Source organism: Xenorhabdus lircayensis (assembly GCF_016306625.1).
GTDB classification, from domain to species: domain Bacteria; phylum Pseudomonadota; class Gammaproteobacteria; order Enterobacterales; family Enterobacteriaceae; genus Xenorhabdus; species Xenorhabdus lircayensis.
Map to the genome: position 1 here is coordinate 66,705 of NZ_JACOII010000022.1, position 26,210 is coordinate 92,914.

At 41.0% G+C, this 26,210-nt stretch carries 27 protein-coding genes; 16 read left to right on the forward strand and 11 right to left on the reverse strand.

Going from position 1 to position 26,210, the window contains the following annotated elements:
* Positions 1-107: 107 nt before the first annotated feature.
* The 4 genes from H8A87_RS04635 to trmL all read left to right on the forward strand — a co-directional run bounded on the left by H8A87_RS04635 (position 108) and on the right by trmL (position 3,128).
* Positions 108-998, forward strand: a complete 891-nt coding sequence (locus H8A87_RS04635) for a choline kinase family protein (RefSeq protein WP_198688828.1) — start codon at positions 108-110, stop codon at positions 996-998.
* A 269-nt stretch (positions 999-1,267) separates the two neighbouring features.
* On the forward strand, positions 1,268-1,939 hold the full coding sequence (locus H8A87_RS04640) for a DMT family transporter (RefSeq protein ID WP_232370076.1): 672 nt from the start codon (positions 1,268-1,270) through the stop codon (positions 1,937-1,939).
* Positions 1,936-2,631 carry an NTP transferase domain-containing protein gene (locus H8A87_RS04645; RefSeq protein ID WP_198688829.1) on the forward strand — a complete coding sequence of 232 codons (696 nt, stop codon included), beginning with the start codon at positions 1,936-1,938 and terminating at the stop codon, positions 2,629-2,631. The genes H8A87_RS04640 and H8A87_RS04645 overlap by 4 nt, the downstream gene beginning before the upstream one ends.
* Positions 2,625-3,128 (forward strand): tRNA (uridine(34)/cytosine(34)/5-carboxymethylaminomethyluridine(34)-2'-O)-methyltransferase TrmL, encoded by a 504-nt coding sequence (trmL, locus tag H8A87_RS04650; RefSeq protein ID WP_198688830.1) that lies wholly within the window; start codon positions 2,625-2,627, stop codon positions 3,126-3,128. Before H8A87_RS04645 ends, trmL begins: the two co-directional genes overlap by 7 nt.
* A gap of 92 nt (positions 3,129-3,220) precedes the next feature.
* On the opposite strand, the gene cysE is transcribed toward trmL, so the two are convergent.
* From cysE to H8A87_RS04670, 4 genes are all read right to left on the reverse strand, one after another.
* Positions 3,221-4,042, reverse strand: coding sequence for a serine O-acetyltransferase (gene cysE, locus H8A87_RS04655; RefSeq protein WP_198688831.1), 822 nt, complete (start codon positions 4,040-4,042; stop codon positions 3,221-3,223).
* 19 nt (positions 4,043-4,061) lie between these two features.
* Positions 4,062-5,081 (reverse strand): NAD(P)H-dependent glycerol-3-phosphate dehydrogenase, encoded by a 1,020-nt coding sequence (gpsA, locus tag H8A87_RS04660; RefSeq protein WP_198688832.1) that lies wholly within the window; start codon positions 5,079-5,081, stop codon positions 4,062-4,064.
* Positions 5,081-5,551: a protein-export chaperone SecB gene (gene secB / locus H8A87_RS04665; RefSeq protein WP_198688833.1), complete on the reverse strand. Its 471-nt coding sequence runs from the start codon at positions 5,549-5,551 to the stop codon at positions 5,081-5,083. The genes gpsA and secB overlap by 1 nt, the downstream gene beginning before the upstream one ends.
* A gap of 73 nt (positions 5,552-5,624) precedes the next feature.
* Positions 5,625-6,062: a rhodanese-like domain-containing protein gene (locus tag H8A87_RS04670; RefSeq protein WP_198688834.1), complete on the reverse strand. Its 438-nt coding sequence runs from the start codon at positions 6,060-6,062 to the stop codon at positions 5,625-5,627.
* Positions 6,063-6,399: 337 nt separating this feature from the next.
* On the opposite strand from H8A87_RS04670, the gene envC reads away from it, so the two are divergent.
* Positions 6,400-7,713 carry a murein hydrolase activator EnvC gene (gene envC / locus H8A87_RS04675; protein ID WP_198688835.1) on the forward strand — a complete coding sequence of 438 codons (1,314 nt, stop codon included), beginning with the start codon at positions 6,400-6,402 and terminating at the stop codon, positions 7,711-7,713.
* Between the two features lie 14 nt (positions 7,714-7,727).
* Positions 7,728-8,798, forward strand: coding sequence for a divergent polysaccharide deacetylase family protein (locus H8A87_RS04680; RefSeq protein ID WP_198688836.1), 1,071 nt, complete (start codon positions 7,728-7,730; stop codon positions 8,796-8,798).
* A 32-nt stretch (positions 8,799-8,830) separates the two neighbouring features.
* Here the strand turns inward: H8A87_RS04680 and tdh are convergent, their stop codons facing one another.
* The gene (gene tdh / locus H8A87_RS04685) at positions 8,831-9,856 is read right to left on the reverse strand and encodes an L-threonine 3-dehydrogenase (protein WP_198688837.1); all 1,026 of its coding nucleotides are present in this window, start codon (positions 9,854-9,856) and stop codon (positions 8,831-8,833) included.
* Between the two features lie 9 nt (positions 9,857-9,865).
* Positions 9,866-11,062, reverse strand: a complete 1,197-nt coding sequence (gene kbl, locus H8A87_RS04690; protein ID WP_198688838.1) for a glycine C-acetyltransferase — start codon at positions 11,060-11,062, stop codon at positions 9,866-9,868.
* A gap of 230 nt (positions 11,063-11,292) precedes the next feature.
* Here kbl and rfaD point away from each other — a divergent pair, with 230 nt between their 5' ends.
* From rfaD to rfaC, 3 genes are read left to right on the forward strand one after another with little or no spacing between them, the layout of a single operon-like run.
* Positions 11,293-12,231 carry an ADP-glyceromanno-heptose 6-epimerase gene (rfaD, locus tag H8A87_RS04695; protein ID WP_198688839.1) on the forward strand — a complete coding sequence of 313 codons (939 nt, stop codon included), beginning with the start codon at positions 11,293-11,295 and terminating at the stop codon, positions 12,229-12,231.
* 9 nt (positions 12,232-12,240) lie between these two features.
* Positions 12,241-13,293, forward strand: a complete 1,053-nt coding sequence (rfaF, locus tag H8A87_RS04700; RefSeq protein ID WP_198688840.1) for an ADP-heptose--LPS heptosyltransferase RfaF — start codon at positions 12,241-12,243, stop codon at positions 13,291-13,293.
* Complete coding sequence (rfaC, locus tag H8A87_RS04705; protein ID WP_198688841.1) at positions 13,293-14,270, forward strand: lipopolysaccharide heptosyltransferase RfaC; 978 nt, start codon at positions 13,293-13,295, stop codon at positions 14,268-14,270. The genes rfaF and rfaC overlap by 1 nt, the downstream gene beginning before the upstream one ends.
* Here the strand turns inward: rfaC and H8A87_RS04710 are convergent.
* From H8A87_RS04710 to H8A87_RS04725, 4 genes are all read right to left on the reverse strand, one after another.
* Positions 14,250-15,137, reverse strand: coding sequence for a GNAT family N-acetyltransferase (locus tag H8A87_RS04710; RefSeq protein ID WP_198688842.1), 888 nt, complete (start codon positions 15,135-15,137; stop codon positions 14,250-14,252). The genes rfaC and H8A87_RS04710 overlap by 21 nt on opposite strands.
* Before the next feature lie 223 nt (positions 15,138-15,360).
* Entirely contained in the window at positions 15,361-15,531 is a 171-nt protein-coding gene (locus H8A87_RS04715) for a glycosyltransferase family 2 protein (RefSeq protein ID WP_198688843.1), read from the reverse strand.
* 222 nt (positions 15,532-15,753) lie between these two features.
* Complete coding sequence (locus tag H8A87_RS04720) at positions 15,754-16,707, reverse strand: glycosyltransferase family 2 protein (protein WP_198688844.1); 954 nt, start codon at positions 16,705-16,707, stop codon at positions 15,754-15,756.
* Positions 16,708-16,851: 144 nt separating this feature from the next.
* Positions 16,852-17,808, reverse strand: coding sequence for a polysaccharide deacetylase family protein (locus H8A87_RS04725; RefSeq protein WP_198688845.1), 957 nt, complete (start codon positions 17,806-17,808; stop codon positions 16,852-16,854).
* A 202-nt stretch (positions 17,809-18,010) separates the two neighbouring features.
* Here H8A87_RS04725 and rfaQ point away from each other — a divergent pair, with 202 nt between their 5' ends.
* From rfaQ to coaD, 6 genes are all read left to right on the forward strand, one after another.
* On the forward strand, positions 18,011-19,078 hold the full coding sequence (gene rfaQ, locus H8A87_RS04730; RefSeq protein WP_198688846.1) for a putative lipopolysaccharide heptosyltransferase III: 1,068 nt from the start codon (positions 18,011-18,013) through the stop codon (positions 19,076-19,078).
* Positions 19,075-20,205 (forward strand): glycosyltransferase family 4 protein, encoded by a 1,131-nt coding sequence (locus H8A87_RS04735; protein ID WP_198688847.1) that lies wholly within the window; start codon positions 19,075-19,077, stop codon positions 20,203-20,205. Before rfaQ ends, H8A87_RS04735 begins: the two co-directional genes overlap by 4 nt.
* Entirely contained in the window at positions 20,202-21,305 is a 1,104-nt protein-coding gene (locus H8A87_RS04740) for a glycosyltransferase (protein ID WP_198688848.1), read from the forward strand. The genes H8A87_RS04735 and H8A87_RS04740 overlap by 4 nt, the downstream gene beginning before the upstream one ends.
* 104 nt (positions 21,306-21,409) lie before the next feature.
* Positions 21,410-22,687, forward strand: a complete 1,278-nt coding sequence (gene waaA / locus H8A87_RS04745; RefSeq protein ID WP_198688849.1) for a lipid IV(A) 3-deoxy-D-manno-octulosonic acid transferase — start codon at positions 21,410-21,412, stop codon at positions 22,685-22,687.
* Positions 22,687-23,463, forward strand: a complete 777-nt coding sequence (locus H8A87_RS04750; RefSeq protein WP_198688850.1) for a glycosyltransferase family 2 protein — start codon at positions 22,687-22,689, stop codon at positions 23,461-23,463. Before waaA ends, H8A87_RS04750 begins: the two co-directional genes overlap by 1 nt.
* Positions 23,460-23,942, forward strand: coding sequence for a pantetheine-phosphate adenylyltransferase (gene coaD / locus H8A87_RS04755; RefSeq protein ID WP_198688851.1), 483 nt, complete (start codon positions 23,460-23,462; stop codon positions 23,940-23,942). Before H8A87_RS04750 ends, coaD begins: the two co-directional genes overlap by 4 nt.
* 47 nt (positions 23,943-23,989) lie before the next feature.
* Here the strand turns inward: coaD and mutM are convergent, their stop codons facing one another.
* Positions 23,990-24,799, reverse strand: a complete 810-nt coding sequence (gene mutM / locus H8A87_RS04760) for a bifunctional DNA-formamidopyrimidine glycosylase/DNA-(apurinic or apyrimidinic site) lyase (RefSeq protein ID WP_198688852.1) — start codon at positions 24,797-24,799, stop codon at positions 23,990-23,992.
* A gap of 114 nt (positions 24,800-24,913) precedes the next feature.
* Here mutM and rfaL point away from each other — a divergent pair, with 114 nt between their 5' ends.
* The gene (gene rfaL, locus H8A87_RS04765) at positions 24,914-26,161 is read left to right on the forward strand and encodes an O-antigen ligase RfaL (protein ID WP_198688853.1); all 1,248 of its coding nucleotides are present in this window, start codon (positions 24,914-24,916) and stop codon (positions 26,159-26,161) included.
* Positions 26,162-26,210: the final 49 nt, after the last annotated feature.

Below are 26,210 nucleotides of genomic sequence, written 5' to 3' on the forward strand. Positions count from 1 at the left end.
TAAATATAAGTAATAAACAAAAAATCATTATTCTGCTTATATTATAAAAATAACATGATATAATCAATGAACTCCTAAAAAAACATATCATTTTGGAATTTTATTGCGTGACTGAAAACACTAAAAATATAAACAGACTGATTGCAAGAATATTTAATTTAGAAAAAAATAAAATAAAAATTTATTTACTCGGAGGTATGACAAACACTAATTATCTAATAGATATCGATAACAAAGAAATTGTTTTACGGATTCCTGGAAAAGCAACAGAGAATTTTATTGATAGATACAATGAAAAAATAAATAGTGAACTGGCTTCTTCATTAGGAATTAATGTCAATGTCCTTTATTTTGATTATAATACAGGAATAAAAATAACAGAATTTATAAAAAACTCATCTCCATTATCACCAAAAACAGCTAGTTCTAAGAAAAATATCTTATTAGTCAGTCATAAATTAAAGGAATTACATCAATCAAACCTAAAATTCAATAATTCATTCAATGTATTCGACAAATTCAAACACTATTGGTCTTTACTACAGAATAATTGCATCCCTTACTCTTTTAAATATAAAGAAGAAATAATAAATTTCTTCTATCAATCTGAGGATATTTTAAATAATTTAGGTATTGAGCTTTGCCCTTGCCACAATGATTTGGTTGCAGAAAATATATTAAAATTTAACGATAATATCTACATTATAGATTGGGAGTATTCAGGTATGAATGATCCAATGTTCGATATTGCAGCCTTATTCTTAGAATGTAACTACTCATCAAATGAACAGAGAGAATTTCTCTATAACTATTTTGGTGAAAACACACACATTAATTCATTAAAGAAGATATTATTATACCAATTCACTCAAGATGTTCTCTGGACAATATGGACAGTAGTGAAAGAAGAAAGTGGCGAAAATTTTGGTGACTATGGAGTTAATCGCCTTATACGTGCTTATGAAACAATGCAAAAATACAAATTAAATTATGTCTAATAGTTGCCATAAATTGCCAGAAAATTTCTATGGGTTATTTTCTGGCATATTCTGGGGATTAAGTGGTGTTCTTTTAGCTCTATTATTAAAAGACAATACACTGTCCTCCTACTTCATTGTTCCTATAGTTATAGCATTCCTGAATGATTCAATTTCATTCGTATACATGTTTTTCTATCTTTTATACAAAAAAACCATAAATATATATTGTATATTTTTAAAAAAATTTAATTATTACTATAGCTGCTATATTTGGTGGGCCTATAGGTATGTCTTTTTATATTCTAGCAATAAAATATATTGGCATAGGTTATGCTGCAACTATCTCTGCATTATATCCAGCTATTGGGGCTTTAATATCATTCTTTCTACTCAAAGATAGAATTCATCGAATAGGATTGTTAGGCTTACTATTAGCCATAGTGTGTACAATGATTCTAGGTTTTTCAGCCTCAACTCAGATTGTATCTGGATGGATTGGGTTTCTTTTTGCTTTCTTATGTGCATTGGGCTGGGGTTCTGAAGTTGTAATCAGTTCTTATGGTATGAATAAAGATATACCTTCAGACATTGCCTATTTTATAAGACAACTATCATCTTCATTGGGCTATCTTATCCTTATCATAGTCTTCATTCATTCTTTTCCTGGCCTAACACACATTTTTTCTGATGTTAAATTATCTGTTTTACTATTTACAACTTCTTTAGCTGCCACAATATCCTATCTTTTTTATTATCGTGCTATAGAGAAATTGCTCCCGATAAGAGCCATAGCTTTAAATATAACTTACTCTGTTTGGGCTGTTCTCTTTGCATATATAATTGTAGGTGAACCCATATCTATAAGTTTATTACTTACATGTGCTGGTGTTTCTTTCGGTTCATTTTTAACAGCAGTTAATCCTCGTGATATCAAAAAATTAAAATTGGCTCTCAAATGAATGCAATAATTTTAGCGGCGGGTTTAGGATCCCGATTTAAAGAGTTAACGGTTAATAATCATAAGGCACTATTGCCTATTAATGGTATTCCTAATATTGAACGCATTATACAATACTTAACAAACTTTGGAGTAAATGAGATACATATAGTCACTGGACATATGTCTCATTTATTCAATTACCTAATAGATAAATATCAGTGTAATTTAATTCATAATCCACACTATGCAGATTACAATAGTATATATTCTTTTAACTTAGCTTCTGAATTTTTTAATGACTCTATAGTAATAGATGCAGATGTAGTTTTGTTAGAAAATATCTTCGTTACACTAGAAAAAAGTGCTTATTATGTTATTGAAAGACCCAAAAGCCTTGATCAGGAATGGATACCTATATTAAATAATCGTGGCATAATTGAAAGCATGCAAGTCAGTGATGCTGATGCACCTTCTCTTCTTGGTATATCTTACTGGAATGCTTCTGCATGTGAGCTTATCAAAAAAGAACTTTCTAAATATCTTGATAATGAAACATTAGAAAATAGTAAACTCTATTGGGATAATATCCCCATTTCTCTATTCGATAAGATGAATGTTGGTACACACTTGGTAGAAAAAACACACGCAGCAGAAATGGATACTGTTGAAAACTATAACTATATATGTAACAACTTACTTAAAACATGCTAAACATCGTCCTATTCGAACCAGAAATCCCGCCTAACACAGGCAACATTATCCGCCTTTGTGCCAACACAGGCTGTCAGCTTCATCTCATTCAGCCCTTAGGTTTCACATGGGATGATAAACGCCTACGTCGCGCTGGACTGGATTACCACGAGTTTGCTAACATCAAACAACACCATGACTACCACGCATTTTTAGAAAGTGAAGGCCTTAGCTCAGTCAATTCGCAATCCCCTTCTGGAGCACGTCTGTTTGCCTTAACGACAAAGGGCACTCCAGCACACAGTAATGTGAGTTATCGTGATGGTGATTATCTGATGTTCGGGCCGGAAACCCGTGGGTTGCCGTCTTATGTGTTAGATAACATGCCGCCTGAGCAGAAAATAAGAATCCCCATGCTGCCGGATAGCCGCAGCATGAATCTGTCCAATTCTGTTGCTGTAGTTGTGTTTGAAGCGTGGCGGCAACTGGGTTATCCAGGTGCGTTATTGCGGGATTAAGATTGATAGGTAACATTCAGCGCCTAACCCGCGCTGAATGTCCTAGCTATTTATTGATCGTAAAAAAGTGATCATAAAAACGGAACAGGGTTTCAAATCCCATCCCCATTCTCAAATCCATTATTGATGCCATTAAAATGCTGATCCATATCCAGTGATGGCTTATCACTCTCCGGTTTTCCGACAATCCTGGCCGGTACGCCAGCCACTGTAGTATGAGGTGGAACTGGTCTTAATACAACGGAGCCCGCCCCAATTTTTGCGCCACGGCCAATCTCGATATTACCGAGGATTTTGGAGCCCGCACCAATCATTACCCCTTCACGTACTTTCGGATGACGATCGCCTCCCGCTTTGCCCGTACCACCAAGTGTTACGGATTGCAGAATGGAAACATCATTTTCAACAACCGCCGTCTCGCCAATCACAATGCCGGTTGCGTGGTCGAGCATAATACCGCAGCCAATTTTCGCGGCAGGATGGATATCGACACCAAAAGAAACCGAGATCTGGTTTTGCAGATAAATCGCCAATGCTTTGCGATCTTGATTCCACAGCCAGTGTGCGATGCGGTAGGCCTGTAGTGCATGGAAACCTTTAAGGTAGAGTAGTGGTGTCGAGTATTTGTCTACGGCCGGATCACGCAATCGAACAGCTTTGATGTCACGAGCTGCCGATTCGATCATCTTAGGGTCACTGCGATAAGCGTCTTCAACAACTTCTCTGACCTCAATCGGAGGCATAATCGGTGTTGCCAGCTTATTTGCCAGCATATAGCTTAGGGCACTACCAAGATTTCCATGCTTGAGTAGTGTCGCGTGAAAAAAACTGGCTAACATGGGTTCACAATCTGCCAGAGCCCTCGCCTCGTTTTTTATATTTTTCCAGACTTCGTTCAGTTCTTCTCGCGACATATCAGTTGTCCCATCTTACTTAAGAGTGAGAGCTTTCTCCCTCATCTCTTGTAGCTCTTCCCAATAATGCTTGGGCAGCTTCAATCACGTTCTTATTGCAGTACAGTATCTGGTAGATCTGCTCCGTGATAGGCATTTCAACACCCACTCGTTCCGCCAGTGCCCGAACTTCTTTAGTGTTGCGGTACCCTTCAACAACTTGCCCAATCTCGCGCTGCGCATCATCAACATTGACACCCTGCCCCAGCATCATGCCAAAACGACGGTTGCGGGATTGGTTATCAGTACAGGTCAGAACCAAGTCGCCTAATCCAGCCATTCCCATAAATGTGGAAGGATCAGCACCCAATGCCACTCCGAGGCGACTCATCTCCGCTAATCCACGGGTGATCAACGCAGTGCGGGCATTCGCCCCGAAACCCATACCATCAGAGATACCCGCGCCAATTGCAATGACATTTTTTATTGCTCCACCGAGCTGCACGCCAATGAAATCTGGGTTTTTGTATACTCGGAAGCTTTTGCCACAATGGAAAAGCTGTTGGAGTTCCTCACCAAATTCAATTGTTGTAGCAGAGACAGCAATCGCGGTTGGTAAACCAGCCGCCAGTTCTTTTGCGAATGTCGGGCCAGAGACTACTGCCAAGGGGATTTCATTACCTAATATCTCACGCGCCACATCTTGTAATAAGCGCCCTGTCTCGGTTTCAAGACCCTTGGTTGCCCAAACAATACGGCTATCATGTTGTAAATGTGGCTTTATCTGCTGTAAGACATCCCCGAAAACATGGCTGGGAACCACTATCAAGATATTACGGCTGGCTGAAACAGCACTCTTCAGGTCAGCTTCAAGCAGTAAACTATCAGGAAAAGAAACATCCGGTAAAAATGCCTGATTACAACGCGCTTGTTGCAAGGCATGGACATGCTCAGGATTATGTCCCCAAAGCACAACTTTATGTCCATTACGAGCAAGTGTAATGGCTAAAGCGGTGCCGTATGAACCGGCACCGATCACTGTCATAGAAGCAGTATTCATTAAGCTTCCTGTTCAGCCTCATTAGGCTGAGGTTCAGCTTGCTGTTGCAGGTAGTTCATGAACAAAGCATCAAAATTCACTGGAGCCAGGTTCAGTTGTGGGAAAGTACCACGACCAACCAGACTAGTGATACATTCACGGGCATACGGGAACAGGATGTTCGGGCAATATGAGCCTAAGCAGTGTGCCAGTTGGGTTCCTTCGATGCCATCGATAGAGAAAATACCCGCCTGCTGAACTTCGCACAGAAATGCGGTTTCTTCCTCTAATGCCGCCGTAACGGTGACACGCAGAACAACCTCATAGACTCCCTGAACCAATTCACTGGAAGCAGTATCCAGATCCAATTTGACTTCCGGCTGCCATTCCTGCTGGAAAATCTGAGGTGCCTTTGGTGCTTCAAAAGAAACATCTTTCGTGTAGATACGCTGGATCTGGAAAGCCATTTCTGTGTTGTTTTGTTCTGACATAATAGTGTTTACCTTTTTCAGACGTCCTTATTAAACCTTAATGGTACAAGCATACTGCTAGCACCAGAGTTCATTATTTCTTGCCACGGGCCAATGGCAGATTTTCACCCGCCCACCCAGCAATCCCCTCTTTCAGGGAATAAGCCTGCTCAAAACCGAAACGAACCAGATTCTCTGCTGGTGTTCTGGATTCCATTCCATTCGCTGAAACAACAATGACAGGCTGTTTTTTATGTTTTTCCAACTCACCCAGATTATTGTCTTTAATCTCAGATGGCGTCAGATTAACGGAACCAATGATATGCCCTCTGCGGAAATCGTCACGGGAGCGTAAATCCACGACGATAGCATCTTCCTTATTGATTAAATGGATGGCTTGTGCGCGGGTGATCTCTTTACTCTTGGAGAACACGCTTTTTGCCGTCATGACGATGACAGCCACCAGCAATGCAATCCAAACAAGACTCAGGATTGTGTTCCGGCTAATAAATTGCATGATTTCTTGCAGCATGGAGGGCAACAACTCCCGTTAGTTAATAACAAATATCTAAGGTAGCAGAGTATACCTATGTGCTGCGTCAATTACAGCCAATTAGCACCAACCCAATGCAGATTTTGCGGGGAGTTTCGAGAAAAAGTAAAAAATGCACCGAGAATAACTTGATTGTAATACATCATTAAAATATTTCATGCCACACTCATCCAAGGCAGGATCTTCGACAATAAATGAACTAAATTAACTAAAACTTATATTAATGATAAAAAACAGGCTGTTCTCTGGTCAGAGGCAATTCCTCATGAAATAATCGGGCGCTATGACGCTATATAGAAGCAGGGTACTCAATAAGATGGCTGAACATAAGGATCTAAAGAGCCGTACGAATCGGCAGAAACAATATCAATGGCAAAAGAAAATCAGAGTGTTCTCACTCTGCGCCTTGTTGTTCGCCTTTTTCAGCTTCTGTACAAGTACTTTCGCAAATCAAATTTCAGAGAATAAAAATCAGCTCAAAGATATTCAACAGGATATTGCCGAGAAAGAGCAAAGTGTAAAACAACAGCAAAAACAACGCACTGATCTACTTGATCAATTAAAGGAACAAGAAGGTACGATCTCAGAAGTGGGGCGTTCGCTGCACGGTACACAGACTCGTCTGAATGAGCTGGAAAATGAAGTCTCATCATTGAATGCAAACATCAAACGCCTGCAAACACAACAAAAGGAACAACGCAAACGACTTGCAAGCCAATTGGATGCTGCATTTCGGCAAGGAAATCACCAAGGATTAGAATTGCTGCTCAATGGCCAGGAGACTCAGCGCAAAGAGCGTGTTCTTGCTTATTACAGTTATTTAAATCAGGCTCGTCAGGACACTATCACTAAACTGCAAAAAACGACCGCAGAGCTTAACCAACAAAAAAAATTGCAACTAGAAAAACAAGGTGAGCAGAAAACAATACTGACCAACCAAAAACAACAAAAACAAAAAATGGAAGTTGCCCGTACAGCACGGCAAAAAACGTTAACGGTACTGGAATCTTCATTGAAAAAGGACCAACAGAGCCTAACAGAGCTTCGACAGAATGAAACCAGCTTGAGGAATAAGATTGCCAGAGCTGAACGTGAAGCCAAAGCCCGTGCTGAACGAGAGGCACGTGAAGCTGCTCGCGTTCGTGCTCAAGTTGCCGCTAAACAGAAGCAAGCTCAACAAAAAGGCTCCAGCTACAAACCAACAGAAGATGAGCGTGCTCTCATGGCCCGGACAGGTGGTCTTGGGCGTCCGGCCGGGCAAGCAATCTGGCCAGTACGCGGTCGCGTCATCCATAGCTTTGGTGAAGCGATTCAGGGTGAACTGCGCTGGAAAGGAATTGTTATCGCCGCTGCGGAAGGTACAGAAGTGAGAGCTATTTCAGATGGACGCGTATTACTGGCAGACTGGCTGCAAGGCTATGGTTTAGTTGTCGTAGTTGAACACGGTAAAGGCGATATGAGCATTTACGGTTACAACCAAAGCACACTAGTCAGTGTTGGGCAACAAGTTCGGGCAGGCCAGCCAATAGCGCTGGTCGGCAACAGTGGCGGGCAACAGCAACCTTCACTGTACTTTGAAATTCGTCGTCAGGGCCGGGCTGTTAACCCATTACCATGGTTAGGAAAATAAGGATAAACACAGTAATGATGAAGTATCTATCAATGAAGCGTGTTAGTTCGTTCACTCTGTTATTTTGGATACTGTTACTCTCCACATCATTACTGTTTACCTTTAATGCCCAAGCTGCACGTTTAGCCATTGTCATTGATGATGTTGGCTATAGTGTTAATGAGGAAAACAAAATATTACAAATGCCTGTTGCAGTTTCTATCGCAATCCTGCCTAACTCTCCGCACGGCAGAAAAATGGCAGAAAAGGCCCATCAGCAGGGACGGGAAATTTTGATCCACTTGCCGATGGTGCCGCTAAGTAAGCAACCTCTGGAGAAAAATACACTGCATCCTGACATGAGCAGGGAAGAAATTGACCGTATTATTCTAGATGCGATACAGAAAGTTCCCCACGCGGTTGGTATGAATAACCATATGGGCAGTGCAATGACATCTAATCTCAGTGGCATGGAAAAAGTGATGCAAGTGTTATCTCATCACCATATTTACTTTCTGGATAGTGTGACGATTGGTAATACGCAAGTCACTAAAGCCGCGATGGGAACATCTGTTTCTGTGATCCGCAGAAATATTTTTTTGGATAATATTCAGACCGAAGCCGAAACACGACATCAACTCAACCGTGCAATCGCCCTTGCCCGCAAGCAAGGTTCTGCCATTGCAATTGGACACCCACATACGACAACCATACGCGCCTTACAGCAAACACTCACGACATTACCTGGTGATATTGAGCTGGTAACACCCAGTATGTTACTAAGCCCCGTACCGACAAACAAAAATGGTCAACAGACAGCACATCAGTGTATAAAGCCCCGTGCACCAGAATCTGTACCTGCAACTCAATTGGATTATCTCAAGATGGTAGGAAGGGCATTAGCTAACAATGCTATCGTTAATATCTTAAACCAGCACATTCAAAAGCTCTTGGGCAATGCCTCGAAACAAGAAGCACTGAACTCCTTAGGTAAGACAGAAGTCAACCAGACAACAGAAAATAAAACGGCGGGCAAAACAAAATCACAGCAAAAGGATGATAAAACAGACGCCCATAAAACCAAGGACGCCTGTTCTAACTTTTAATTTTTAACTTTTAACTATTAAATCTCAATTCATTAATCCCAATTCAGGATAACTTTGCCAGATTGCCCTGATCGCATGATATCAAAGCCTTTCTGATAATCATCAATTGAGAATTGGTGAGTAATAATTGGGGTCAAATCTAAGCCAGATTGGATCAAGGCCGCCATTTTGTACCACGTTTCGAACATTTCACGTCCGTAGATTCCTTTGATGAACAGTCCCTTAAAGATGACTTGATTCCAATCTATCGCCATGTCTGACGGTGGAATACCCAACAGGGCAATGCGTCCGCCGTGATTCATGGTATTCAGCAAAGTACGAAACGCAGGTGGTGCTCCTGACATTTCCAAACCGACATCAAAACCTTCTGTCATCCCCAGTTCTGCCATAACATCGGGCAGATTTTCTTTGCTGACATTCACGGCACGGGTAACACCCATTTTTCGTGCCAGCTCAAGGCGATATTCGTTCACATCGGTAATCACAACATGACGTGCACCGATATGCTTACATACCGCAGCCGCCATAATCCCGATAGGGCCAGCACCTGATACCAGTACATCTTCCCCTACCAGATCAAAGGACAGTGCAGTGTGAACGGCATTGCCGAATGGATCAAAAATAGCCGCCAGCTCATCCGGAATGTTGTCTGGGATTTTAAACGCATTAAATGCTGGAATAACCAGATATTCAGCGAATGCTCCTGCACGGTTCACACCAACACCCGTTGTATTGCGGCATAAGTGAGTACGTCCGCCACGGCAGTTACGGCAGTAACCACAGGTGATATGGCCTTCACCGGACACGCGATCACCAATTTTGAACCCTTTTACTTCCTGACCAATCGCAACAACTTCACCAACATATTCGTGCCCTACTACCATCGGCACAGGGATCGTTTTCTGGGACCAATCATCCCAGTTATAGATGTGAACATCCGTACCGCAGATGGCAGTTTTACGGATTTTAATCATCACATCATTGTGCCCAAGTTCCGGAGTGGGCACATCCGTCATCCAGATACCTTCTTCTGGCTTTAATTTCGATAATGCTTTCATAGTGATACCTTATGCAATGACGTTCAGTTGCTTGCCAATGCGTATAAACGCAGCTACCACGCGTTCAATTTGTTCTTCAGTATGGGCGGCAGAGATCTGGGTTCGGATACGCGCCTGACCTTTAGGAACAACCGGATAGAAGAACCCAATCACGTAGATACCTTCTTTCAGCAGTTCAACCGCGAATTCCTGTGCCAATTTCGCATCACCCAACATGACTGGGATGATTGCATGGTCAGCGCCTGCCAAAGTGAAGCCCGCAGCGGTCATTTTTTCACGGAAAAGATTCGCATTTCTCCAAAGACTATCACGCAGCTCCTCTCCATCTTTCAGCATATCCAGCACTTTGATCGATGCAGAAACAATGGCAGGAGCCAGTGAATTGGAGAACAGATAAGGACGTGAACGCTGGCGAAGCCATTCAACAACTTCTTTGCGTGCAGCGGTATAACCACCAGAGGCGCCACCCAGAGCTTTACCCAGCGTACCAGTGATAATATCGACACGATCCATGACATCACAATATTCATGTGTGCCACGACCATGCTTGCCAACAAAGCCAACCGCATGTGAATCATCGACCATGACCAGTGCACTGAATTCATCCGCCAAATCACAGATGGATTTCAAGTCGGCAATCACGCCGTCCATTGAAAATACTCCGTCAGTTGCGATCAGGATATTTTGCGCACCTTCCGCTTTTGCCTTCTCCAACTGCGCTCTTAATTCCTGCATGTCATTATTGGCGTAACGGTAACGTTTCGCTTTGCATAAACGGATGCCATCAATGATGGAAGCGTGGTTCAAGGCATCAGAAATAATGGCATCTTCTGGCCCGAACAGCGTTTCAAACAGACCGCCGTTTGCATCAAAACACGAGGAGTACAGAATGGCATCTTCCATACCCAAAAATTCAGCTATCTTATTTTCTAATTCCTTATGGGAGTCTTGAGTACCACAGATAAAGCGAACGGATGCCATACCAAAACCGTGGCTATCCATTCCTGCTTTTGCGGCAGCGATCAGGTCAGGGTGATTGGCCAACCCTAAGTAGTTGTTGGCACAAAAATTAATGACTTGGCTACCCTCAGCAACAACAATATTGGCATTCTGGGCAGACGTGATGATACGCTCATTTTTAAATAGCCCTTCGGAACGGGCTTGTTCCAGCTGTTCATTAATTTTCTGGTAAAACGACGCTGACATTTTTCTCTCCTGAGTACCTAAATAAGTGAAAGGCGAGGTGTATTTTACTGATAGATCCTGCCAGTGACGACACAACGAGAAAGATAATATCAACTTTGTAAAGCTGATCACGACTCAGAGTCTGCCATGCGGCAGGATTTCAGGATATTCCCCTGTTTAAGCTGCTGTCGTCAGTAGGGTTAAGTGCTATTATACGCACCAAAGATACTGACTATTTAAAGGTGAGCCAAATGATTATTGTCACTGGTGGTGCAGGGTTTATTGGCAGCAATATTGTCAAGGCACTGAATGACGAAGGTTATAAGGATATTCTGGTTGTAGATAACCTGAAAGACGGCACAAAATTTGTCAATTTGGTTGATTTGGATATCACCGATTATATGGATAAGGAAGATTTCGTTGCCAGTATCGTTGCGGGTGATGATTTAGGTGACATTGATGCCATTTTCCATGAAGGTGCGTGCTCAGCCACAACGGAATGGGATGGTAAATATATGATGGACAATAATTATCAGTATTCCAAAGATGTACTGCATTATTGCCTTGAACGTCAGATCCCGTTTCTTTATGCCTCTTCTGCCGCAACTTATGGTGGGCGCAGTGATAATTTTATTGAAGAGCGTCAGTACGAAAAACCTCTCAATATTTATGGCTACTCCAAATTCCTTTTTGACCAGTATGTTCGTGATATTTTGCCTCATGCGGATTCCCAAATTTGTGGCTTCCGTTATTTCAACGTATACGGGCCGCGCGAAGGGCATAAAGGCAGTATGGCGAGTGTCGCCTATCATTTAAATAATCAGATTCACCAAGGACAGAATCCGAAGTTATTTTCTGGTAGTGAGAATTTCCGCCGCGATTTTATCTATGTCAGTGATGTTGCCGCAGTCAATCTGTGGTTCTGGAAAAATAGCGTTTCAGGCATATTTAACTGTGGAACAGGCCGCGCTGAATCTTTCCAAGCTGTTGCCGATGCCGTTACTGAGTTTCATAAAGAAAAATCCCCTGCTGTGGAATACATCGATTTCCCAGAAAAATTAAAAGGTCGCTATCAGAGTTTTACTCAAGCAGATCTGACGAAACTTCGTGCTACCGGTTATGAAAAACCATTCAAGGCCGTTGCCGAAGGCGTCACTGAATATATGCAATGGCTCAATCAGGATAATTAATCGACTTCTATGAAGATATTGGTGATCGGTCCATCATGGGTGGGGGACATGATGATGTCACAAAGCCTCTACCGTACTTTGAAAGCTTTGTACCCCAATGCAGAAATTGATGTGATGGCACCGGCATGGTGTCGCCCATTACTGGCAAAAATGCCAGAAGTGAATCAGGCATTAGCCATGCCGCTTGGTCATGGCGCCCTTGCCTTGGGTGAGCGCCGCCGTCTCGGCCTCGCATTGCGTGAAAATAAATACGATCGTGCCTATGTATTGCCCAACTCATTCAAATCTGCACTGGTGCCTTTCTTCGCCAATATCCCGCTGCGCACAGGCTGGCGCGGTGAAATGCGTTACGGGCTGCTGAATGATATCCGCACCTTGGATAAGAGCGCTTTTCCGCTTATGGTTCAGCGCTATGCGGCTCTCGCGTATGATACAAAGAACATGCGCAGTGCCGATGATCTTCCCCAACCTCTGTTGTGCCCGCAGTTAACCGTCAATGACGAAGATATCGCCGAATCGACCACAGCCTTCAATATTGCCGACCATCGTCCTATTATTGGTTTTTGCCCAGGAGCCGAATTCGGCCCAGCCAAACGCTGGCCACATTATCGCTATTCAGCCCTCGCCGAACAGTTAATCGCCCAAAAAGGCTATCAAGTCTTGCTGTTTGGCTCCGCCAAAGATCATGAAGCGGGTGAAGATATTCGCACCCTTTTAAGCGACGATGCTCGCGAAGATTGCCTCAATCTAGCGGGCAAAACTTCACTTGAACAAGCAGTAAATATCATCGCAGCCTGTGATGCCATCGTGACGAACGATTCAGGTTTGATGCATGTCGCGGCAGCTCTAAATCGTCCTTTAGTCGCATTATATGGTCCAAGTAGCCCAGATTTTACTCCCCCCCTATCAACCAAGGCCGAAGTCATTCGTCTGATTACGGGCTATCATAAAATCAGAAAAGGTGACAGCGATGGGGGCTATCACCAAAGTTTGATTGATATTCAACCTGAGATGGTTTTAGCTTCATTAGAGAAACTGCTACAGGCGGAGAAGCAGGATTAATGCGTGTTTTACTGGTAAAAACGTCTTCGATGGGCGATGTGTTACATACTCTGCCAGCATTGACTGATGCAAAACAGCACCTTCCTGATATTCAATTTGATTGGGTCGTGGAAGAAGGATTTGCACAAATTCCAACTTGGCACTTTGCTGTCGAAAATGTTATTCCCGTAGCTATTCGTCGCTGGCGAAAAAACTGGTTCAGGAAAGATATTCGTGAAGAGCGAGCGCGATTTCGGCAACAACTGCAACAGCCCCAATATGACGCCATCATTGATGCCCAAGGTCTGTTAAAAAGCGCCTTCTTGGTAACTCGGTTGGCACATGGCCCAAAACATGGCTACGACAAAAAAAGCATTCGCGAACCCATAGCCAGCTTCTTCTACGATCACCGTCATACCGTTAGCAAGCAACAACACGCAGTTGAACGCATTCGCACCTTGTTTGCTGACAGTTTGGGCTATAAAAAACCGTCAGAGCAAGGTGATTATGTCATCGCTCGCCATTTTCTGAATCAGCAAATGGGAACCCAAAGCAATTATCTGGTTTTCCTGCATGCAACAACCCGCGATGAGAAACATTGGCCCGAAAATCATTGGCGACAACTTATCGCAGAGCTCCAAACAACGGGTATGCGCATCAAATTGCCTTGGGGCGCAGAACATGAGCATCAACGGGCATTAAGACTGGCAGAAGGATTTTCTCATGTTGATGTTCTGCCTAAACTGACACTCGCTGAAGTCGCACAAGTCCTCGCTGGTGCAAACGCAGTGGTTTCAGTTGATACGGGACTCAGCCATCTTACAGCTGCACTTGATCGCCCCAATATCACTCTGTTTGGTCCAACAGATCCTGGTCTGATCGGTGGATATGGGAAAGAGCAGCATCCCCTGAAATCAGCGAGTAACACGATGCAAGGTATTACATCATCGGAAGTTATGCTGCTCTTGCAAGATATGTTAAAAAAGAACTTTTCCTAATGGTAAAGTTTCACACCAACGATTTTTATATTCAAAAGTAGGATTACCCAATGAGTAGCGCATGGTTTTGTCCCCCTGCTGACACAGTGCTTTTGCTTCTTGGGTATTCACCCACATCAAAATACTACCAACACTGAGATGAGCATATTCGGGATCATAGCCACCATTAATGGCATCAAATGAAATCCATTTAGGGCTATCCGCCCATAGAACAAAATCATAAGCACAAGGTTTACCGTTAATCAGTAACACATTGCCAAACATATGTTCACGAAGCTCTGAATACATTTCAAGAAGATGCGTTTTTTGCTCCTCAGAGTAGCTGTAATTCCAGCGCTTCTGGTACAGATCGATATAGATATTCACCAATTCTTCTGCACTGAATTCACTTGAAGGACGGATTTCTCCCCCAGCCCGCTTAAATTTGTTGATCTCGTTGCTGCGATTACGACGGGTTTTGTAAGAGAAACTGTCTTTAATGAGACAGATTTTTCGTTTGTTGAATCGTGGGCTATAGCTGGTATTAATAAAGTTATCTTTATGGATTGGAGATAACCTCTTTGATTTTACTGGTAAAAATATCTTAGCGTCCATTGCAATAGGGAAAACAATTTCATCATATGAAACTAAGTAACTAGTTTGCATATCTTCAATTAACTTTTTGTTATTAAAAGAAAAACAGGCCCCTTTAATTTCTGTTTTTGTTTTTTTGATATAAAAACAAAATTTCCCATCAAGATGCCTATCCAAAAAAGAGATAATGTTGGGGTGTGTTGATGCACATCCACCAAAAAGAGCATAAGCCTCTTTATACTGCTCAAAACCGCATTCTTTCCACCCTGAAAGAAGTGCTTTTACTGCTCCCATAGGGGTATCTCCATAAAGATATTCTGGTTTTATCTGTCAATAATTAGAAACAGTCAGTCAAATACCATATTTTACATAAAAATAAGGTAATGAGATACGGGTGTATTTTACGTTAAAAACAATCTATATGAACATAATAATCTACATTATTTATGAAATAACAAATTAACTCCCTTATAATTTTCATTAGAGAAAATCACCCTCATTCGCAGTAAATGAATACTTAATTGGCTGATTGAGTAATAGAAGAAGTCGAATCAATTGAACCATCATCAATTATGATAAGCTCATAATCTTCAAAAGACTGTGACAATATAGAATCTATAGATTCCTCTAAATAACTCTCACCATTATAGACTGACATCAGCACAGAAATCCTAGGAGATGAATTCATTTATCTACCTTAATAAAAAAACAACAATTTTTTATATTATTACTATAGCACATCAATTCAAACAAAAATTTATAATTCATACAAAATCACATCTATTTCTTCAATAAAAACCAACATTATAAAATCACTTTATTAATAAATATAATTTACCTTACTTTATAATTAATAAAAAACAGACCAAATAAATTTAGTCTATTTTTTAATATCACACCATGATTATCATTAGTAATTTTTCTTATTAATTACCTTATAGTATTTTTTCTTAAAACTAAATCTAACACGTCTGTCTAGCATAAAACCTAATGTGGATACACTTCTTATCAACCCCATCAATGAAGAAAAAGATTCAATTGATAATAATCCTTTATGTTTGTATATAATTTCTATTGCATGACAGACAGTAAGATTTCTGAAACCTTCACCAAACACTTTATTATCCATTAACACAACTTCTGCCATGGTATTTATTTTATCTTTATTTATAGTACCAGAAAGACTACCTTCTCTTTTAATATAATTATAATACTTCATTTTTGTATAATATATTTTTTCACATTTAATTAATATTGATGAAAATGATAAGGCATCTTCATAACATGAAACTTCTGGGAAATTACTCCCTTCAAATAAGTTTCTTCTAAAAAATTTACCGCATGAATGAGCCTGATATTTTTTATGGATCAAATACTCCTTTATTGCCGTATTTCTATCAAATAGCACTGGAGATATTAAATGCGATTTATGTATTATATCATCAAACTTTTTAACCTCTTGCAACGGAGTAATTAGCATATCCGGTTTTTTTTCCATAAGAAAGTCAATAATCTCTTTCATAGAAAAATCTGCTAGAAAATCATCACCATCAACAAAAGTAATATAATCACTATTACTTACTTCCACAGCATATTTTTTTACTTTACCTAAGCTCCTGAATTCTTTTCTTATATATACAAAAGAACTATTTTCCTCAGAAAAATTTTTTAAAATAGATGGAGTAGAATCGGAGGAACTATCATCTATCAACAAAACTTCATATAAATAGGGGTTTAAACCAGACAAAGCACCTTTTATGCTATTGATACACTTTAGAATTAGTTTTTCCAAATTATGTGCAGCAACAACGATTGACAATATTTTTGAAGAAACTGAATGTGTGTCTTGTATTTTAGTAATCATAATAATTATTAATTCACATTATCAATGTGGTATACTGTTAATATATAATATCATAAATTCAAGTCAATATTTATGACATTACACCTATAAATTTTCATATTAAAAATAAATTCAATCTCATTATAATAATGATATCTTGTTATGTCACAATTTTAATTGGTAATAATATTCTGCCAATGTCATTCCTCGCACCAGCGGTTTCAGAAACTCAAATAGTCCTTCCAAGTCTTGATAAAGCTGCTCAATCTGTCCCTCGTTTTTAAACGTTGGGCTCCCTCCCGGCATAAACTCAGATGAATGCAGCATAAACTCAACATAATCACTACCACCAGCCAACGTTTGCTGGACAACTTTTTTCATCTGCTCCAAGTTACCACCTTTTGGGCGCAACCAATTAACCGATGGCGAACGCTGCTTACCTCGCAAATGATCATACTTTTGCTTGATAAAATTCATAATCAGTGAGTGTTTATACTGAATACTCATTGGCACTTGCAGCAACGAAGAGTCACCGACTTTGGCTATATCCTGCAAATCCATAAAATAAGCGTGAGCAGGAAAACGGCTATAATCTGTTCCACCATTCCCCTTAGGATCACCTTTAGTAAGACGCCAATTAACCTTTGGTGTAACGGAACAATCTACTTGATAACCATACTCGACCAATAATTGCGCATAGTACTCATTGAATGCCCAGCGACCAGCACGATGACTCAACATCTTAGTTTGGAGCTTATCTTCCAGCAAATTGGTCATTAAATCAACTTTGGCTTTAATCTGTTCTTTGGGGTATTCAATCAGGTAAGGCTTATAACACATATCGTCATCAGTAAGGGGAACAATGGGCGGATTGTTCCAAGCATGCAAATGCATGCCTATTTCCCCAGTATTTCTGGCAATCACATCCTCGGCAAATTCGATATAGCTATCATCCATTGCCATTTCATAGTTGGTTAACCAGACGGGTTTGAATCCAAAACGTTCACAGAGATTCTGAAATCTTGGCAGATAATGCGTGTTCTTTGTCGATATCTTCTCACGATTTTGCCATAGATCATCACCTTCAGTGTCGATCGTGATAATAAAAGCGGGTAATAACATCAATATGCACCAAAATGTGATAATAATAGTTATCCTAATGGTACGCATAGCAAATAAATAGCGCAATTAGAGAATCCTAACTACCTGATTAGGTGTAAACTTCCCTTAATAAAGCTACTTTATTGATGCACTTAAAGATGGCACGCTATAATTTTTACATTAAGATCACCATATAATATTGATATTCTAAAGAACTCAACACATGACCAAAAAAAACAATGAAATCAAACGCATTCTGGTGATTAAACTACAACATCATGGTGATATGCTACTGGTAACACCTGTCATCAACACACTAACCCATAATTATCCAGATGCAAAAGTTGATGTACTTCTTTATAAAGAAACCTTGCCTATGCTGGAGAATTCAACAGAAATTTCCCGTATTTTTTCCATAGACCGTAAATGGAAACAGCTAGGTGAAAGAAAGAAGTTATTACATGAGTGGAATCTACTAAAAGCATTACGACAGCAACACTATGATTTAATTGTCAATCTTGCTGATCAATGGCGAAGTGCCTTTATCACTCGTTTCACTGGGGCACCCATTCGTTTGGCACTTGATTACCCTAAGCGCCAAAACTGGAAATGGCGTTTTTGTCATACTGAAGTTATACCTATAAATGACCATAACTCATTACACACAGTAGAACAAAACCTTTCTATCCTAAAACCATTGCAACTTACACCGCTCATCACAAAAGTGACAATGAGCTATAGTGATAAGGATTTACTATGGGTAAAAGAAGCACTTACCAAATACGCATTTTCCGACCGATACCTCGTGATTCAACCTACGTCTCGATGGTTTTTCAAATGCTGGGATGAAAAGAAAATGGCAGAGGTGATTACAACACTACAGAAAGATGAACACAGTATTATCATCACTTCTGGACCAGATAAGCGTGAGCTGGAGATGGTCGATACTATCCTGTCATACTGCCCTGATAAAAAAAATATCCTATCTCTCGCAGGGCAATTAACATTACCCAAACTTGCTGCTTTGATTGATCATGCCAAGTTATTCATCGGTGTAGATTCAGTCCCCATGCACATGGCCGCTGCGCTAAAAACACCTTGTATAGCATTATTCGGCCCATCCAAACTAACATTCTGGAAACCGTGGGAATCTATTGGTGAAGTGGTTTGGGCTGGTGACTATGGCAATATCCCACATCCAGATGATATCAAAACTCATACAAATGAGCGTTACTTGGATTTGATTCCAGTGGATGCAGTTATTTCAGCAGCAAGGAAATATATTTCATGAAACCACTACGTTTAGCTATCGTTCGCCAAAAATACCGCCCAGATGGAGGGGCTGAACGTTTTGTATCGAGAGCACTAGAAGCTCTAAATCACCAACAAATTGAGCTGAATGTGATTACACGATCTTGGCAGGGAGAAAACAACCCTAATTGGCATATTCACCTATGTAACCCGATTAAGTATGGAAGAATCAGTCGAGAAAGTGGTTTCGCAAAATCTGCTCGACAATTATGGCAAAAAGAACAGTTTGATTTAGTCCAAAGTCACGAAAGAATTGCTGGTTGCGATATTTATAGAGCCGGGGATGGTGTTCATATACGCTGGCTACATCAGCGTGCTCGTATTTTGTCAAAATGGAAAGCCAAATGGCTATTAAACGATCGTTACCACCGTTATGTGATGAAAGCAGAGCAGGAAATGTATTCGGATCCTGCTTTGAAGCAGGTTATCTGTAACGCAAAAATGGTAAAACAGGAAATTATTGAGGCATTTGGTGTATCTGAAGATAAAATATCCGTTATATACAATGCTATTGATAGTAAGAAATTCTTTCCTCCTGATGAACAAGCTCGTTTAGCATTGCGACAACAATATGAAATTCCCCCAATTGCAAAATGCCTGATTTATGTGGGATCTGGTTTTGAACGAAAAGGCTTATCCGCGGCCATTAAAACGGTTGCGAAAACGGGAGACTATCTATTAATTATTGGTAAGGATAAAGAGCAGAAGAAATACCAAGATATTGCAAGTGCTTTAGGGTGTCATCATCGTATCCGTTTCATGGGCTTACAAAAAAATACATTACCTTTTTATCAAATGTCTGATGCTTTGTTGCTGCCAACACTCTATGATCCATTTCCGAATGTGATCCTTGAAGCCATGGCATGTGGTTTACCTGTAATCACCAGTACAACGTGCGGAGGAGCCGAATTCATCACCGACGGAAAAAATGGTTTCGTCTGCGATGCACTAGACCTCGAAAAATTAGGGGAAGCAGTTCATAGCATTCCTGATAATATATTAGATACAAATATGTCTATTGCTGCAAAAAATCAGGTAATGACAGCAACCCCTGAAAATTTATCTCAGCAATTAATTCAGCTTTATCAAAGAGTTTTAGCACAGTGAAAGAACACATTCTATTTATTATTGATGGATTACCCGGAGGAGGAGCTGAAAATGTCACTCTTCGTCTTGCCGCTGGTTTACATCAATCAGGTTATCAAATTTCATTACTTTCACTGAATACTCAATTATCTTATACCATACCAGAAGGTATTCATTATATTATTAGCTCCGATAATTATCAGGGCCCTTTAAGAAAACTCAATGAGATCAAACGCCGAGCTAAAGCTATGGATAAAGTTTTATTAGAACTTTTCCAACAAAGAAGCAAACCAGCTCTTGTTATTTCTAACCTTCATAAGACTGATCGTATAGTCGTTAAATCCAAAGCATTGGATGATTGCAATGTATGGCATTGTATTCATGGAATATTCTCTCAATCATACTTAGGTAATAAAAGTGGTCTTTCTTATTGGATAAAAAAAGAAAAGATAAAAAGTGTTTATAAAAACAGGCAAATCATCTGTGTTTCTAATGCAGTTAGCAATGACCTGATAAAGAATATTTCGATACAACCTAACCAGATAAAAACCATCTATAACCCATTTAATATTGATGAAATAAATAATAAATCTTCACAGACCAACCCTTATCATGGGCTAAATTACCTTCTCCATGTTGGACGTCTCCACGAAGTCAAACGTCAAGATAGGCTTATTGATGCCTTTGCAAAAACAAATCTACCATGCAAACTAGTTATTGTTGGCCAAGGCAGTAAAGAAATCGAAGATAAGATTAAATTTAAGATCCGTGAGCTTGGCTTGGACAATAAAGTTATTCTGGCTGGTTTTCACTCTAATCCGCTACCTATTATTAGTGGTGCCAAAGCTGTTGTTATCAGTTCAGACAGCGAAGGATTACCCACAGTGTTAATCGAAGCATTGATTTGCCATACACCTATCGTTAGCACTGATTGTCCTGGTGGTGTAAGGGAAATAATGACCGGTGACCTTAAAAACTATCTGGCTGAACTAACTGCCGATGGCTTAGCAAAAAAAATGCAGCTTGTTTATGATACCCCACCAAGAATCACAGATGAGATGTATGAAAAATTTGAAGCAAATAATATACAGAAGCAATATATTGAATTAATAGAAAAATAGCTCATAAAACACCCAGCCATGAATAAAATTGGTCCGCATTTTACACACTTTCTTCAAGCCAATGTGATATTATAGCCAAAGTCTATGTCAGTGAATTTGATAGAATGTTGCTTCGCTTATATCAGGTACTTCTCTACCTTATCCAACCAATTATCTGGTTACGTCTGCTGTTACGCAGCCGTAGCTCACCTGCGTATCGCAAACGCTGGGGGGAACGTTATGGTTTCTGTGCCAAAAAAGTTACCCCGGGTGGGATTTTACTTCATTCCGTTTCTGTCGGAGAGACATTGGCCGCTATTCCGTTAGTGCGGATCTTGCGGCACCATTATCCTTTCTTGCCCATTACTATAACCACCATGACACCGACTGGCTCTGAAAGAGTCCTGTCTGCTCTGGGCACTGATGTTAACCATGTATACCTTCCCTACGACTTGCCTGGCTCAATGAGCCGTTTTCTTGATCACGTCAATCCAAAGTTAGTGATCATTATGGAAACCGAACTGTGGCCAAATCTGATCACTCAGTTGCACCGGCGCGAAATCCCGCTGGTCATTGCCAATGCAAGGTTATCAACCCGCTCTGCGGCGGGATATCAAAAAATTAGCAGCTTTATTAAAACCATTTTAAATAAGATCACACTGATTGCTGCGCAAAATCAGGAAGATGGTGAACGTTTTATCGAATTGGGATTAAGGCGTTCCCAACTCTCGGTGACTGGTAGCCTTAAGTTCGATATTTCCGTTGCCCCAGAATTAGCGGCAAAGGCCATCACATTACGCCGCCAATGGGCTCCTCACCGCCCTGTATGGATCGCAACCAGCACCCATGATGGCGAAGAAAGTATTATTCTGGATGCACATTGCAATCTCCTGAAACAATTTCCTGATCTCTTGTTAATTCTAGTGCCTCGCCATCCTGAACGTTTCAGCAAGGCCGCTGAACTGACACAAAAAGCTGGGTTGAACGCAATATTGCGAAGTGCTGGCACTATTCCAGACACCAATGTGCAAGTGGTTATCGGAGATACCATGGGCGAATTGATGCTCCTGTACGGTATCGCTGATCTGGCTTTTGTCGGAGGTAGCCTGATAGAACGTGGTGGACATAACCCATTGGAAGCAGCAGCGCATGCCATTCCGGTTATTATGGGTCCACATACATTCAATTTTAAAGATATCTGTGCCAAGCTGGATAAAGCTGATGGGCTGATTACTGTCACGGATAGCCAATCATTAAGTTCAGCTATCAATAGTCTGCTGACAGACAAAGACTACCGCCGCTATTACGGTCATCATGCCGCAGAAGTCCTGCACGAAAATCAAGGTGCCCTTCAGCGCTTGCTAAAATTACTGGAACCTTATCTCCCTCCAAGGAGCCATTGATGAGTGCGAAAAAACGGTTATCTGTTGTCATTATTGCCCAAAATTCTGCTGATTTGATTGCAGATTGCCTACTTTCTGTAAGTTGGGCGGATGAAATCATCGTTTTGGATTCCGGAAGTACGGATGCAACTTGCCAAATAGCCAGCGAGATGGGCGCAAAAGTTTACACGAATACGCAATGGTCTGGCTTCGGTCGTCAACGACAGCTCGCACAATCCTATGCCAGCGGCGATTATATTTTCGTGATTGATACCGACGAGCGCGTTACCCCAGAACTAAAAACATCGATTGAACAAATCCTAGTCAGCCCTGACGACAATAAAGTCTATAGCTGCTCACGCCTCAATCTGTTTATGGGTCGGTTCATGAAACACAGTGGCTGGTATCCTGATAAGGTCATCCGTCTCTATTGCCGTAAAAGTTACCAATACAACGACAATCAGGTTCATGAATCCCTTGATACTCAAGGAACCGCCATCGTGACACTAAAGGGCAATTTACGCCACTTGACCTGCCGCAATCTGATGGAATTCCAGCAAAAGCAATTGAATTATGCGAGAGATTGGGCAAAACATCGCTACGAGCAAGGCAAAGAAACCTGTTATTTTTCTATCTTCAGCCATACGTTAGGCGCATTTTTCAAAACATGGCTGTTAAGAGCAGGTTTTCTTGATGGGAAGCAAGGGTTGGTGTTAGCAATTGTGAATGCTCAGTACACATTCAATAAATATGCTGCACTTTGGGAATTAACTCAAACTAAGAATAAAAGACAATGAAAAGAAAAGCGATTTATCCCGGCACCTTTGATCCCATCACTTACGGTCATCTTGATATCGTTACTCGTGCCGCAAACATATTTGATCATGTTTTACTGGCTATCGCTAATAGTGACAGAAAAAATCCCATGTTCAGTTTGGAAGAACGTGTCGCGTTGGCAAAAGAGGTCACGGCTCATCTAGAGAATGTCGATGTAATTGGTTTTAGTGAGCTTATGGTTAATTTTGCCAAAAAACAGCAAGCTACCATCTTAATCCGCGGAGTTCGTTCTGTTTCCGATTTTGAATATGAATGGCAACTTGCCAATATGAACCGACATTTTATGCCGGAACTGGAAAATGTCTTTTTATTACCTTCTCAAGATCTGTCCTTCGTCTCATCATCATTAATCAAGGACGTTGCGCGCCACGATGGCGATATTTCATCATTCCTGCCTGAGCCAGTTGCACGAGCAATGCTACAAAAATTAGGTAAATAATATCGTCATTCAGGGGGCAATGATTATCCCCAGCCCCCCAAATACGCTTAATGCTGACACTGGCGACAGAAAAATGTGCTGCGTTGCCCTAATTTTACACACTCAATTTTTTCACCGCATATTGGGCAAAGTTCACCTTTCTTACCGTAAACAAACAACTCCTGAGCAAAATACCCCGGTTTACCATCAGATTGCAGAAAATCTTTCAGCGTCGTTCCGCCTTGTTTAATAGAACGATGCAAGATTTGTTTGATGATATCGACCAATAAATAGGCCTCTTGCTGTGTCAGTGAATTCACAGGGCGCTCGGGCAAGATACGCGCAACGAACAGTGCCTCGTTGGCATAAATATTCCCCACACCAACGACAACTTTATTATCCATCAGCCAAGGTTTGATGGCGGTTTTTTTGTTGTGGGAAAGAGTGTAAAGATATTCCCCATCAAATAAGTCAGAAAGCGGCTCTGGGCCTAAATGGGCCAGTACGGAGCACTCATCAAGATTGTCACTCCATAACCATGCACCAAAACGCCGAGGATCGGTATATCGAAGAATTTTGCCATCAGCCATAATCAAATCGACATGATCATGCTTTTCTGGAGGAAATTCATCCAACAAGATACGTAAACTGCCGGACATTCCCAAATGAATAATAATCCAGCCTTCAGGCAGCTCAAGCAGTAAATACTTTGCCCGTCGCTGAACACTCAATACTGGCCTATCGGAAAGTTTCATGATTTGCTCGGAAACAGGCCAGCGCAAACGCGAATTTCTGACCTCAGCGTATTGGATCACATTACCAACCAAGTGAGGTTCAATCCCCCTGCGACTGGTTTCCACCTCTGGTAGCTCCGGCATACCGACTCCTTGAATAAATAATCAACAACGGGTATCTCAGCAGATAACGATACCGTTTTCATGTATCATTTGCAGCCAGTTTCGTTGGATAGTTGAGAAAATAGATTAATCACTATGATTGATATAAAAAATAGATTTAACATAAATAACAGCAAGAAGTCCTTATGGAATTTATCCATTGTCGGGCTGTACATTATTCTTGTTTATCTTCCTGATATTACAAGATATAAAAATCTTGTCATGATACTGATCTGTACAACAGCGCTGTATTATCTGGTAAAAGACTTTCGCCAAGTAGCCAATTCGTTACGTAATCACCTATTCTTAACCATTTTACTGTTTGTTCTAGCCATGCTCTATTCTGTTGGGATCTCGATTGATCCTGCGTTGAGTTTCAAAGAAATGAACAAACCGATCTTAAATGGGTTGCTGCTATTCAGTTTTACTTTCCCCATCGTGCTCTATCAAGAAAGCAGAGAACACATTGCGAGGATGATTCTAGTTGCATTTATTATCGGTATGGTCACTATTTCGCTGGCAGATATTGCACAATACATCATTAATTACCATAGAATCGGTGAAATACCATTTACAAATTACAACCATCGTGAATTTTCCTACGGATTTATTTTCTATTTCCCCGTATTGCTATGCACTTGGGCGTTATGGAAAAAACATTCTCTGCTGAGTTGGTTATTACTGGTTATTACCTCAGCGATTAGCCTATTCTTACTGCTCGGCACACTTTCCCGTGGTGCTTGGGTTGCCATTGTAGTGACCACAGTCTTTATCATTGCAATTAATAGAGAGTGGAAACTCACCGTTGCGGCGGCAATATCTCTGGGATTATTGGCTGGTGCCACGCACTGGTCAGCAGCATCCAATCCTGATACCCAATTACTGCTTCATAAACTCACCCAAACAGACAGTAGTTATCGCTATAGTAATGGCACTCAAGGATCAGCATGGTCCCTAATCATGGAAAACCCCATCAAAGGCTACGGTTTTGGTAATAAGGTTTATCATCAAGTCTACAATAACCGTGTGGTCGATTACCCTGACTGGACATTTAGAACGTCGATTGGTCCACATAATGTCTTTTTAGCACTTTGGTTTTCAGCTGGCATCCTTGGTCTGATAACAACACTATTAATGACATTAACAGCACTATTCACTGGGGGCCGGATCATTCGCCAGCATAGTGGCATCATCCGGCAAGCAGGGCTCATACTTCTGGCTGCTTTTATTGGTCTGTTCATCGTCAGGGGCGCGTTTGAAAACGCCTATATCAATGAGATAGGGATCTTATTTGGCTTAATGATTGCTCTGTATAAGAAAACACCCGGAAAGGCAATAAACTAATCAGTAACACACCAGCCCATACCCAAAAAGGGTGCGGGCTGACTTTGTA

What these genes read in the sequence shown, in the direction of transcription:
- H8A87_RS04640 (WP_232370076.1), top strand. Translation starts at nt 1,268, where the DNA reads ATGTCTTTTTATATTCTAGCAATAAAATATATTGGCATAGGTTATGCT.
- H8A87_RS04645 (WP_198688829.1), top strand. Translation starts at nt 1,936, where the DNA reads ATGAATGCAATAATTTTAGCGGCGGGTTTAGGATCCCGATTTAAAGAG.
- trmL (WP_198688830.1), top strand. Translation starts at nt 2,625, where the DNA reads ATGCTAAACATCGTCCTATTCGAACCAGAAATCCCGCCTAACACAGGC.
- cysE (WP_198688831.1), bottom strand. Translation starts at nt 4,042, where the DNA reads ATGTCGCGAGAAGAACTGAACGAAGTCTGGAAAAATATAAAAAACGAG.
- gpsA (WP_198688832.1), bottom strand. Translation starts at nt 5,081, where the DNA reads ATGAATACTGCTTCTATGACAGTGATCGGTGCCGGTTCATACGGCACC.
- secB (WP_198688833.1), bottom strand. Translation starts at nt 5,551, where the DNA reads ATGTCAGAACAAAACAACACAGAAATGGCTTTCCAGATCCAGCGTATC.
- H8A87_RS04670 (WP_198688834.1), bottom strand. Translation starts at nt 6,062, where the DNA reads ATGCTGCAAGAAATCATGCAATTTATTAGCCGGAACACAATCCTGAGT.
- envC (WP_198688835.1), top strand. Translation starts at nt 6,400, where the DNA reads ATGGCTGAACATAAGGATCTAAAGAGCCGTACGAATCGGCAGAAACAA.
- H8A87_RS04680 (WP_198688836.1), top strand. Translation starts at nt 7,728, where the DNA reads ATGATGAAGTATCTATCAATGAAGCGTGTTAGTTCGTTCACTCTGTTA.
- tdh (WP_198688837.1), bottom strand. Translation starts at nt 9,856, where the DNA reads ATGAAAGCATTATCGAAATTAAAGCCAGAAGAAGGTATCTGGATGACG.
- kbl (WP_198688838.1), bottom strand. Translation starts at nt 11,062, where the DNA reads ATGTCAGCGTCGTTTTACCAGAAAATTAATGAACAGCTGGAACAAGCC.
- rfaD (WP_198688839.1), top strand. Translation starts at nt 11,293, where the DNA reads ATGATTATTGTCACTGGTGGTGCAGGGTTTATTGGCAGCAATATTGTC.
- rfaF (WP_198688840.1), top strand. Translation starts at nt 12,241, where the DNA reads ATGAAGATATTGGTGATCGGTCCATCATGGGTGGGGGACATGATGATG.
- rfaC (WP_198688841.1), top strand. Translation starts at nt 13,293, where the DNA reads ATGCGTGTTTTACTGGTAAAAACGTCTTCGATGGGCGATGTGTTACAT.
- H8A87_RS04710 (WP_198688842.1), bottom strand. Translation starts at nt 15,137, where the DNA reads ATGGGAGCAGTAAAAGCACTTCTTTCAGGGTGGAAAGAATGCGGTTTT.
- H8A87_RS04715 (WP_198688843.1), bottom strand. Translation starts at nt 15,531, where the DNA reads ATGAATTCATCTCCTAGGATTTCTGTGCTGATGTCAGTCTATAATGGT.
- H8A87_RS04720 (WP_198688844.1), bottom strand. Translation starts at nt 16,707, where the DNA reads ATGATTACTAAAATACAAGACACACATTCAGTTTCTTCAAAAATATTG.
- H8A87_RS04725 (WP_198688845.1), bottom strand. Translation starts at nt 17,808, where the DNA reads ATGTTATTACCCGCTTTTATTATCACGATCGACACTGAAGGTGATGAT.
- rfaQ (WP_198688846.1), top strand. Translation starts at nt 18,011, where the DNA reads ATGACCAAAAAAAACAATGAAATCAAACGCATTCTGGTGATTAAACTA.
- H8A87_RS04735 (WP_198688847.1), top strand. Translation starts at nt 19,075, where the DNA reads ATGAAACCACTACGTTTAGCTATCGTTCGCCAAAAATACCGCCCAGAT.
- waaA (WP_198688849.1), top strand. Translation starts at nt 21,410, where the DNA reads ATGTTGCTTCGCTTATATCAGGTACTTCTCTACCTTATCCAACCAATT.
- H8A87_RS04750 (WP_198688850.1), top strand. Translation starts at nt 22,687, where the DNA reads ATGAGTGCGAAAAAACGGTTATCTGTTGTCATTATTGCCCAAAATTCT.
- coaD (WP_198688851.1), top strand. Translation starts at nt 23,460, where the DNA reads ATGAAAAGAAAAGCGATTTATCCCGGCACCTTTGATCCCATCACTTAC.
- mutM (WP_198688852.1), bottom strand. Translation starts at nt 24,799, where the DNA reads ATGCCGGAGCTACCAGAGGTGGAAACCAGTCGCAGGGGGATTGAACCT.
- rfaL (WP_198688853.1), top strand. Translation starts at nt 24,914, where the DNA reads ATGATTGATATAAAAAATAGATTTAACATAAATAACAGCAAGAAGTCC.